The organism is Bacteroidia bacterium (assembly GCA_040880525.1).
Taxonomy (GTDB): domain Bacteria; phylum Bacteroidota; class Bacteroidia; order CAILMK01; family JBBDIG01; genus JBBDIG01.
The window spans coordinates 61,147-70,552 of sequence record JBBDIG010000028.1; the positions used below are offsets into that span (position 1 = coordinate 61,147).

General features: G+C 46.8%; 10 protein-coding genes. 4 read left to right on the top strand and 6 right to left on the bottom strand.

The genetic code is table 11. From position 1 onward, the window contains the following. Positions 1 to 12: 12 nt before the first annotated feature. Positions 13 to 342 carry a four-helix bundle copper-binding protein gene (locus WD077_08255; GenBank protein MEX0967217.1) on the top strand — a complete coding sequence of 110 codons (330 nt, stop codon included), beginning with the start codon at positions 13 to 15 and terminating at the stop codon, positions 340 to 342. Between the two features lie 339 nt (positions 343 to 681). Here WD077_08255 and WD077_08260 read toward each other — a convergent pair whose 3' ends face one another. The 6 genes from WD077_08260 to cysC all read right to left on the bottom strand — a co-directional run bounded on the left by WD077_08260 (position 682) and on the right by cysC (position 7,167). Then, positions 682 to 1,506 (bottom strand): SDR family oxidoreductase, encoded by an 825-nt coding sequence (locus tag WD077_08260; GenBank protein MEX0967218.1) that lies wholly within the window; start codon positions 1,504 to 1,506, stop codon positions 682 to 684. 237 nt (positions 1,507 to 1,743) lie between these two features. Continuing rightward, on the bottom strand, positions 1,744 to 3,390 hold the full coding sequence (locus WD077_08265; GenBank protein MEX0967219.1) for a SulP family inorganic anion transporter: 1,647 nt from the start codon (positions 3,388 to 3,390) through the stop codon (positions 1,744 to 1,746). 139 nt (positions 3,391 to 3,529) lie between these two features. Further along, entirely contained in the window at positions 3,530 to 3,877 is a 348-nt protein-coding gene (locus WD077_08270) for a hypothetical protein (GenBank protein ID MEX0967220.1), read from the bottom strand. A gap of 236 nt (positions 3,878 to 4,113) precedes the next feature. Continuing rightward, positions 4,114 to 5,385 (bottom strand): sulfate adenylyltransferase subunit CysN, encoded by a 1,272-nt coding sequence (gene cysN, locus WD077_08275; GenBank protein MEX0967221.1) that lies wholly within the window; start codon positions 5,383 to 5,385, stop codon positions 4,114 to 4,116. A gap of 247 nt (positions 5,386 to 5,632) precedes the next feature. Further along, on the bottom strand, positions 5,633 to 6,544 hold the full coding sequence (cysD, locus tag WD077_08280; protein MEX0967222.1) for a sulfate adenylyltransferase subunit CysD: 912 nt from the start codon (positions 6,542 to 6,544) through the stop codon (positions 5,633 to 5,635). Between the two features lie 2 nt (positions 6,545 to 6,546). Then, positions 6,547 to 7,167 carry an adenylyl-sulfate kinase gene (gene cysC / locus WD077_08285; GenBank protein MEX0967223.1) on the bottom strand — a complete coding sequence of 207 codons (621 nt, stop codon included), beginning with the start codon at positions 7,165 to 7,167 and terminating at the stop codon, positions 6,547 to 6,549. 54 nt (positions 7,168 to 7,221) lie between these two features. On the opposite strand from cysC, the gene WD077_08290 reads away from it, so the two are divergent. From WD077_08290 to kdsA, 3 genes are read left to right on the top strand one after another with little or no spacing between them, the layout of a single operon-like run. Next, positions 7,222 to 7,749, top strand: coding sequence for a DUF2061 domain-containing protein (locus tag WD077_08290; protein ID MEX0967224.1), 528 nt, complete (start codon positions 7,222 to 7,224; stop codon positions 7,747 to 7,749). Continuing rightward, complete coding sequence (gene cysQ, locus WD077_08295; protein ID MEX0967225.1) at positions 7,730 to 8,530, top strand: 3'(2'),5'-bisphosphate nucleotidase CysQ; 801 nt, start codon at positions 7,730 to 7,732, stop codon at positions 8,528 to 8,530. Before WD077_08290 ends, cysQ begins: the two co-directional genes overlap by 20 nt. Next, positions 8,527 to 9,321 carry a 3-deoxy-8-phosphooctulonate synthase gene (kdsA, locus tag WD077_08300; protein ID MEX0967226.1) on the top strand — a complete coding sequence of 265 codons (795 nt, stop codon included), beginning with the start codon at positions 8,527 to 8,529 and terminating at the stop codon, positions 9,319 to 9,321. Before cysQ ends, kdsA begins: the two co-directional genes overlap by 4 nt. The last annotated feature ends 85 nt before the right edge of the window (positions 9,322 to 9,406 follow it).

Sequence of the window (9,406 nt, forward strand, 5' to 3'; positions counted from 1 at the left end):
AAAAACAGAACCATGAAGTCCGAAGCAAAGAACGATTTGTTGCATCAATTAATCAAGTGTATAACTGCCTGCGAAACCTGCGCAACAATGTGCATTAATGAAGGATCAGAGGGAAAAGCCGTATGCATTAACACAGACCGCGACTGTGCTGACTTGTGCGCTCTTTTAACGCGCTATATCGGGCGCAATTCCCAATTTACGGATGAAACAATGAAAATGGCTGTAGGCGTAATTAAAAAATGTGAAGCTGAATGCCGCAAACATGATGATGATCACTGTCAGAAATGCGCAGAGGTTTGCCATGCCACCCATAAAGCGCTTGAAGAATTTCAAAGCCGCTGAGGAAATTATAAACAGAATTAAAAAGGCCTTGAGTTTTGATTTAATAAATTCAGGGCTTTTTTGTTTTGTGATGGTTCTGCCATAATTTCTTTGCTTCGTAGCTTTTTAGCTCCTGTTCAGTAAACCGTTGAACCGGCTGTGTTCTGTTTTATCCCATTTCCCCGGTTGAATCCAGGGGCAATTAAGTAAGATAAATAGAAATGCCTCTTTTTCTTTCATTAAAGCACCACGAACCATATTTATGTTTGTAATTAAAAAAGTAAATAACTATACTTTTTTTGAAACCGGAAAACAGTTTTTTAAAATAAAATTGATTCTAAGCATTTCACTAAGCCCGGCTTAATCATTTTGTCCACCTGCAATTTGCTGCACAATGTCCTTCGTCATTCCGGAGCTGCTGAAGCCACCGTCATGATACAGGTTTTGCATGGTGACCATGCGGGTGTAATCGCTGAAAAGGGAGATGCAGAATTCGGCACAACTGGAAGCGCTGGCATTTCCCAGGGGAGACATTTTATCAGCATAATCAAAAAATACATCGAAGCCTGAAACGCCTGTTCCTGCTGTGGTTTTGGTGGGCGACTGCGAAACAGAGTTTATTCGTACACCTTTTTCCCTGCCATAGAAATAGCCGAAACTGCGGACGATGCTTTCGAGCAATGCCTTTGCCTGCGCCATGTCGCTGTAATCAGGAAAGGTGCGCTGAGCGGCAATATAGGTGAGGGTCACCACAGAAGCATTTTGGTTCAGCGCATCCAGCTTCCAGGCCGTTTGAAGAACCTTGTGCAGTGAGAGTGCGGATATGTCCAGCGTTTTCTGAAAGAAGTCATAATTGAGGTCTGTGTATTCACGCTTCTTCCTCACGTTGGGAGACATGCCAATGGAGTGAAGAACGAAATCCAGCTTTCCACCCAGGGTTTCCATGGTTTCGGTCAGCAGCTTTTCCAGGTCCTCCACCGAAGTAGCATCAGCAGTGATGATCTCTGCATTGCATTTTTCAGCTAAGTCTTTAAGCTTGCCCAGCCTCATGGCTATGGGCGCATTGCTCAGTACAAATTTTCCCTGCTCCTCGTGCGCTTTTTCCGCTACTGCCCATGCAATTGAGCTTTCATCCAGCGCTCCAAAAATCAACCCCCGTTTTCCCTTGAGTAAGTTATTTGCCATAATCCCTGGTTTTTTGTTTCCGTAAACTAATAGGCGGCAAAAATAGGTTTTGATATTCTTATGGAATGAAAAAATTCCGGGTATTTATTCATCACTATTTTTAATTGGTAAAGGCTCAATAGCGTAAGGTTTAAACCTTACGATATTGAGCCTTCATTTCCACCCGTTAGCGCGCGTTTAGCGATTAATGTAACGCGTGCTCTCCGTAAAATACCAATAGCACCTTTTTAATTAATATTAAAGTTCAAAAGTGCGGACCGGTTCCTTTTCTTTAAATTTATAAGAATCGGGATGCTTGAGTACCACGCGTCCAAAATGCTTAACAGGATCATGGGATTGTTCCTTCTTCAGTCCGATCAGATCCAGCCTGATGTTTCGTGTATGTGCATTCGCATCAAAATCTTCAATGATCTCCAGCACATCCGGGTGGATGGTATTGGTTTGAGAGGCATCAATGATCACATGCGCCCCGTCAGGCAATTGATTCAGCGTACGTGAAATACTGGCTTTATTAAGAAAGGTAACATCCTCTGATAATTGAATTTTCAGTGGTTTGCCGTTTACATAATCCCTTAAATGAAAATGATAAGGTGTTTTATAATTGTTCCATAAAATATGAATGATCGCCACGATGAGGCCTAATCCAATGCCGATAAGCAGATCAGTAAATACGAGGCCGAGAATGGTAACCATAAATGGAATAAACTGAGACCTTCCGCTGAGATACATTTCTTTGAACAGGGCCGGTTTCGCCAGTTTGTAGCCCACCATAAAGAGAATTGCGGCCAGCGATGCCAGCGGGATCAGGTTCAATACATTCGGTACGGCCATGACGAAAACCAGCAATAATATGCCATGAAAAAATGCGGATGCTTTTGTTTTTCCGCCAGACTGCACATTGGCGGAGCTCCGCACAATGACCTGCGTAATAGGCATACCGCCAATAAGACCGGATACCATATTTCCTGCACCCTGCGCCATCAGTTCGCGATTGGTTGAGGTTACTCTTTTTTGCGGATCCAGTTTATCAACGGCTTCTACTGACAGGAGCGTTTCGAGGCTCGCAACTACCGCTATGGTAAGCGCCACAATATAAACCTGTGGATTCGACCATTGCGTAAAATCAGGGAAAGTAAACTGTCTGAAAAATCCGGCAATGGAATCAGCTACGGGTATAGAAACAACCTGATCGGTCCTCAGCGAAAAGAAATCCATGTCCATAAACAGCATATTCAGCAAAATACCTGAAACCACGACCACCAGCGGTCCCTGCACCAGATTTATGAAAGGCAGTTTTTTCATAAAAGGCCGCTCCCAAAGGATGAGGATTGTCATAGAAAAAATGGCGATGGCCACGGCTCCCGGAGAAATCTTATCGAACATGTACCAGAGTTCGCTGAGGGTATTGTGTCCATCAATTTGCGAAAAGGCGAAATCGCTCAAAGGTATTTTATCGTAACCCAGGGCGTGGGGAATTTGCTTCAGCACGATAACGATCCCGATGCCGGTGAGCATTCCTTTGATGACGGAGGAGGGGAAATAGTATCCGATCACACCCGCCTTCAGCAGTCCCAGGATTATCTGGATCACACCGACAATCACCACTGCAAAGAGAAAAATCTCGAAAGCTCCCAGTTCCTGGATGGAGGAGAGCACAATCACCGCCAGCCCCGCAGCAGGCCCGCTCACCCCAAGCGGTGAATTGCTTAGCAGGGAGACCAAAACTCCACCCACGATCCCGGCAATTATTCCTGAGAAAAGCGGAGCTCCTGAAGCAAGTGCGATCCCGAGGCAAAGCGGCATGGCCACGAGAAAAACCACAATACTTGCCGGCAGGTCATACTTCAGGTTTTTAAAAAAATTGTTTTTATTCTGAAATTGCATTTTTGGTAAATACTTAAATTAAGCTGGTCCATTAAGTTCTGTGGAACAGACAGTGCTATGGCTTCTGGTGGCGACCAGGAAGCTTTTGTTAAAAAAGAAATAAAAATTGGAGGTCCGTAAGTGGATATATAAAATTAAATTACACCCTTTCCGGAGGGGGTGTAATTATATCAATATTAAAACTATTGCTATTATTTGAATTAATCTTCTGAAGTAAATCTTCGTTATAATGAAAAAGGCCGGATGGATGAATGTTGCTGAGATAAATTTCCTTCTCAGTTTCTTCTTTGCCTTCTTTCTTTTCTGATTCTGCATCCGGTTCGCAATGATCGGTGATTTCCGCCATGCAGTTATCGATGTTTGCCAGGAAAGACGCTACGCTGCCGGAAGAGAGCAGTACCATCACGAAGAGCAGGCAATAGGCACAAGCCCTGGTCAGCCCAAGCCGGCTGGTTGTATTATACTCAATTGCTTTCTTTTGTCTCATTTCGGGTAATCCTGTTTCCTCCATTTTTGGCAGGTTCCAACGTAAGCTGCAATCTAATGTTCTTCCAGATTAATATTTATTGCCTGAATTAAAAAGAACCATCAAAGTGCAGGTAAAAACCGCCTGCTTACAGCAACCGGCCCGCCTCATCAAAAAATGTTCCTTCATCGCCCATCTGCCAGCCAGTCATGCCACCCGTTCAAAAAACCTTTGTGAAACTTAGCGCCTAAAACCAACTACAAGATCATTCCCGCTCCCACGGTAGTATTGGTAGCCTCATCCACCAGGATCAGGCTGCCGGTGCCCTTGTTCCGCTGATAGGTATCAAAGAAGAGCGGCTGCGTAGTACGAATACGGATCCGGCCAATATCATTCAGGCGGATCTCCTTATTATCTTCCACCCGGTGCAGCGTATTAATATCCACTTTATACAGCACCTCCTTCACGACACAGCGAGCCTCTTTGGTCGTATGCCGGAGCGTGTATTTGCCGTTGGGCTGCAGCGGCTTTTCATTCAGCCAGCAGATCATCAGGTCAATATCCTGCTCCACTTTAGGCTGGTTGTTCTCCTTCACGATCATATCCCCCCGGCTGATGTCAATTTCATTTTCAAGCCGCATAGTGACGGACATAGGCGGAAATGCTTCCTCCACCGGGCCGCTGAAGGTATCAATGCTGCTGATCTTGCTGGAAAAGCCGGAAGGCAGCACCACCACATCATCTCCCGGTTTAAAGACGCCACCGGCCACTCTGCCTGCATATCCCCGGTAATCCTGGTAGCCTTTTATTTGCGGCTTCACCACATACTGCACGGGGAAGCGGCTGTCCACAAAATCGTAGTCCGATACTACCTGTACATTTTCGAGTGTATAAAGTAGGGAAGAACCTTTATACCAGGGCATCTTCTCTGATTTTTCCACAATGTTGTCTCCCAGCAGTGCGCTTACAGGCACAAAGTGGATCTCCGGAATATTGACTTTCGAGATGAAGGAGAGGTAGTCCTTCTTCACCTCCTCAAATTTTTCCTGTGAGTAATCCACCAGGTCCATTTTATTGATGCAAACCACCACGTGTTTGATGCCCAGCAATCCTACGATGAAGCTGTGCCTGCGGGTCTGCTCCACTACTCCGTGGCGCACGTCCACCAGGATAATAGCCAACTGGGAATTCGATGCACCTGTCACCATATTCCGGGTGTATTGAATATGGCCCGGAGAATCGGCCAGGATGAATTTTCGGTTGGGAGTAGCAAAATAGCGGTATGCCACATCAATAGTAATCCCCTGCTCACGTTCAGCGCGCAAGCCGTCAGTCAGCAGTGCCAGGTTCACGTAATCTTCTCCGCGCTTCCGGCTGCTTTCCTCTATAGCCTCAAGCTGGTCTTCAAAGATGGTTTTGGTATCAAACATCAGTCGGCCAATGAGGGTGCTTTTTCCGTCATCAACGCTTCCTGCTGTAGCAAATCGAAGTAAATCCATGTGTTTTTGTTTTTTGCCACTAAGCCACAAAGGGCACTAAGTAGCACTAAGTTTTTATATTTAATGTTTATAGACACTAAGGCACGGAGGCACGAAGGGTCACTAAGTTTTTATTAAGTTATTATTAGACACTAAGCCACAAAGGGCACTAAGTAGCACTAAGTTTTTATTTAATAGCCACTAAGCCACAAAGAACACTAAGTAGTACAAAGATTTTTGGTTATAGACACCAAGTTTCAATACTCACTACTTACCGTCTTACCATCTTACCGTCTTACTAAAAGTACCCCGCTTTCTTTCGGTCTTCCATTGAGGCTTCTGAGCGTTTGTCGTCTGCGCGGCCGCCACGTTCGGTGAGGCGCAGGGTTGACACTTCATCAATGATCTCATCCAGTGTGGAAGCGGTGGATTCAAAAGCTCCGGTGCAGGTGGCATCGCCTACCGTGCGGAAACGTACCGTCTTCTCTTCTACAACCTCATCGTCATTTATATTCAGGAAATCGGTAACGCCAAGCCAGACACCATTCCTCTTCACGCAGCTTCTTGAGTGCGAAAAATAGATGGATGGCAGTTCCAGGCTTTCGCGCTGGATGTATTGCCAGATGTCCATTTCCGTCCAGTTACTGATGGGGAAGATGCGAAAGTGCTCTCCGAAATTTTTCCGTCCGTTAAAAAGCGACCAGAGTTCCGGGCGCTGGTTTTTGGGGTCCCATTGCCCGAATTCATCGCGGTGGGAGAAGAAGCGTTCTTTCGCACGGGCTTTCTCCTCGTCTCTGCGGGCACCGCCCATTGCGCCATCAAAGCCGTTCTTCTCTATGGCATCCAGCAGGGTAGTGGTCTGCAGGGCATTGCGGCTGGCATTCGCCCCGGTCTCCTCGGCAACACGGCCCGAATTGATGGTGTCCTGCACATAAGCCACGATCAGGTTCGCACCTATTTGTTTGACAAGGCGGTCGCGAAACTCAATGGTTTCGTCAAAGTTGTGCCCGGTATCCACATGCAACAGCGGGAAGGGCAGCCTTGCCGGGTGAAAAGCTTTGCGGCACAGGTGCAATAAAACGATGCTGTCTTTCCCGCCCGAAAAAAGTAGTACCGGACTTTCGAACTGTGATGCGACTTCGCGGATCACGTAAATTGACTCAGCCTCTAAAATATCCAGATGGCTGAGCTTATAGTTGATCGTATCCATGATTAAGAAATAGAAATATGTGATTGAAGAAAATGATAAAGTCGTTGCACACTCTCTTCTATTGAAAATTTATCAGTACGAATTTCAAAGGCCGGAGATTCCGGTTCTTCAAAAGGGGCGTCAATTCCGGTAAAGTTAAGGATTTCGCCATTGCGCGCTTTTTCATATAAACCCTTCACATCCCGGTCTTCACAAACCGCCAGCGGACTGTTGACGTACACCTCCAGAAAATCCTCCGGCCCGATGATCTTCCGCGCCATTTCACGTATTTCCAGTGTAGGAGAAATGAAGCTGTTGATGGTGATGACCCCGGCAGAAAGAAATAGCCTGGAAACCTCTGCCACCCTTCTGATATTTTCAAGACGGTCAGCTTCTGTAAATGAAAGATTGCTGTTGAGGCCTGTGCGGAGGTTGTCGCCATCCAGTAGCATGGTCAGGTGGCCGCTTGCGATCAGCCGTTCCTCAAGGCCCTTTGCCAGGGTGCTTTTCCCGGAGCCGGACAGCCCCGTAAGCCATAGTACTTTTCCGTGTTGTTTTAATAGTGCTTCCTTCTCAGGACGCCCAACTTTGTGTCCCTGGAGAGGATGTATATTTTCCAAATCAGCCTTAGAATTTTGCTGCAAAGATATTATGCTGCCTAAAAACTTCGGAACTTTGCCGCTTATTTAAATTATACGATGAAGGATTCCCGCACCCGAAGTTTGGTAAAAGGCATTAGCTGGCGCTGTCTCGGTACGTTGGATACGCTCGTGATTTCCTATATTGTTTTCGGGAATATCTCTCATGCTGCCAGTATTGCCGGCACGGAGGTCGTGACCAAGATCGTGTTATATTATTTCCATGAACGAATATGGAATATTGTAAAATGGGGACGGCTTACCAAACGGGCCAGTCACATCCGGAGCATCGTAAAAGGCTTGAGCTGGAGGACATTAGGCACTTTGGACACCATCCTTATTTCCTATTTTTATACTTCAAATCCAATGGGAGCGCTGCAGGTTGGAGTTACTGAAGTCGTAACGAAAGTTATACTGTATTATGTCCATGAACGCATTTGGGGCAGGATCAAATGGGGAAGGAAATTCCCGGAAGGCGGGGACCCAGGCACCGGTGGCGGGATGGAAAAAACCGGGGAAAACGTTGAGAATGTAAATGTGAATTTTAAGAATATATTAATTGATGTGGATGGAAAAATCAAAAAGTAGCACGGACGTAAAAATTGAAGAGATCGAAGCCATTGCCAGAAAAGCGGGCGCAGCGATCCTGGAAATTTATGATACCAAAAATGCGGAGGATTGGAATGTAACGGCCAAAGCGGATGATTCACCCCTCACGGAAGCTGACAGGGCAGCCAATAAAGTGATATGCGACTTTCTCCGGGCTGAATATGATTATCCGATTATTTCAGAAGAAAATAAGGAAATACCCTATGAGGAGCGCAGGCATTATGAGCGGTTTTGGCTCGTGGATCCGCTGGACGGCACAAAGGAATTTATCAAGAGAAATGGTGAGTTCACGGTGAATATTGCTCTGATCGAAAATGGATACCCGGTTTTGGGAGTGGTATTCGCCCCGGTGCTGGATGAGGCCTATTGTGCGGCTACAGGCGAAGGCGCCTGGATGGAAAAGGCCGGTGAGAAATATTTCCTTGCAGCTTCTGAATTTTCTGAAAAAGATGAGGGCCTCAGTATTGTCTGTTCACGGTCTCATCTAAATAAGGAAACCGAAGATTTTATCAGCAAGTATAATAATCCCGAGGCCGTGTCTATGGGAAGCTCTTTGAAATTTATGCTGGTGGCCAAAGGAGAAGCGCAGCTCTATCCCCGGCTGGCGCCAACAATGGAATGGGACACCGGTGCGGCACAGGCCATTGTGGAAGAAGCGGGCGGTGAGGTATTGAACCATGAAACGGGAGAGCGGCTGCGCTACAACAAGGAAAATCTGCTGAATCCGCATTTCGTAGTGTATGGCAACCGAATAAAATAGTGGAATCGACAGCATTATATCAGCGTCTCATTGCAGAAAAGTTCCTTATTGCCGGTCCTTGTGTGGTGGAAGATGATGCGATCATGAATGAAATCGCTGAAACCCTGGAGGAGCTGCGGGAGAAGTTTGAGATCCCGGTCATTTTCAAGGCTTCTTTTGATAAGGCCAACCGCACCTCGGTGAGTTCATATCGCGGGCGGGGAATGGAGCACGGTTTGGAAGCGCTGGGGCGGATCGGACAAAAGCATGGACTGCCACTCATTACAGACATCCATGAAAGCCATCAGGCACAGCAGGCCGCGGAGGTAGTGGACATTCTCCAAATTCCCGCATTTCTGTGCAGGCAGACTGATTTGCTGCTGGCGGCTGCCGAAACCGGAAAGATCGTGAACGTAAAGAAAGGGCAGTTCCTCTCCGGCCACGACATGGCGTTTGTGGTGAAGAAACTGGAGAGCAGCGGCAATTCCCAAATTCTGCTCACAGAAAGGGGCAATATGTACGGCTATAATAATCTGGTAGTTGATTTCCGGAATATCGTGGATATGCTTGAACTGGGCTACCCGGTAGTAATGGATGCGACCCATGCGGTACAGCGACCCGGTGGAGCCGGAGGCAGTTCGGGCGGAAACCGGGGATACGTACCGCAAATAGCAAAGGCAGCCGCTATCTTTGGCGCCAGCGGATTCTTCTTCGAGGTACACCCCGATCCTGAAAAAGCCCTCTCTGACAGTCCAAATACCATTTCACTAACTACGCTCAGAAAACTGGCAGAAACATTATTTATGGAATGAAGGCAGGCCCCCCGGCCCCCAGAGGGGAGAAACGGCAGGAGGGAGAAACGCCTGTGATTGTGTGTGTGTGCGTAGAGACGCAATG

Bases quoted from the DNA above. Each gene is read 5' to 3' on its own strand.
- WD077_08255 (MEX0967217.1), top strand. From the start codon at position 13: ATGAAGTCCGAAGCAAAGAACGATTTGTTGCATCAATTAATCAAGTGT.
- WD077_08260 (MEX0967218.1), bottom strand. From the start codon at position 1,506: ATGGCAAATAACTTACTCAAGGGAAAACGGGGGTTGATTTTTGGAGCG.
- WD077_08265 (MEX0967219.1), bottom strand. From the start codon at position 3,390: ATGCAATTTCAGAATAAAAACAATTTTTTTAAAAACCTGAAGTATGAC.
- WD077_08270 (MEX0967220.1), bottom strand. From the start codon at position 3,877: ATGAGACAAAAGAAAGCAATTGAGTATAATACAACCAGCCGGCTTGGG.
- cysD (MEX0967222.1), bottom strand. From the start codon at position 6,544: ATGGATACGATCAACTATAAGCTCAGCCATCTGGATATTTTAGAGGCT.
- WD077_08290 (MEX0967224.1), top strand. From the start codon at position 7,222: ATGAAGGATTCCCGCACCCGAAGTTTGGTAAAAGGCATTAGCTGGCGC.
- cysQ (MEX0967225.1), top strand. From the start codon at position 7,730: ATGGAAAAATCAAAAAGTAGCACGGACGTAAAAATTGAAGAGATCGAA.